Annotated in this window: 1 protein-coding gene; it reads left to right on the top strand. The window is 2.5% G+C overall.

The annotated features are described in order from the left end of the window. On the top strand, window positions 1-257 hold a 257-nt coding region (locus NEH74_RS13775; RefSeq protein WP_262941482.1), incomplete at its 5' end, for a hypothetical protein. Window positions 258-323 lie beyond the last annotated feature (66 nt).

Below are 323 nucleotides of genomic sequence, written 5' to 3'. Positions count from 1 at the left end.
AAAAAAAAATAAAAAAAAAAAAAAAAAAAAAAAAAAAAAAAAAAAAAAAAAAAAAAAAAAAAAAAAAAAAAAAAAAAAAAAAAAAAAAAAAAAAAAAAAAAAAAAAAAAAAAAAAAAAAAAAAAAAAAAATAAAAAAAAAAAAAAAAAAAAAAAAAAAAAAAAAAAAAAAAAAAAAAAAATTTTTTATAAATTAAAAAAAAAAAAAAAAAAAAAAAAAAAAAAAAAAAAAAAAAAAAAAATTTTAAAAAATAAATAAAAAATAATAAAATTTTTTTTTTGTTTTTTAAAACAATTAAAAAAAAAAAAAAAACAACACGACTCT

This window comes from Turicibacter sp. GALT-G1, assembly GCF_025594995.1.
Lineage (GTDB): Bacteria > Bacillota_I > Bacilli_A > MOL361 > Turicibacteraceae > Turicibacter > Turicibacter bilis.
Note: the sequence above shows the minus strand (reverse complement) of the source record. Positions and strands in the feature narration are given on the sequence as shown.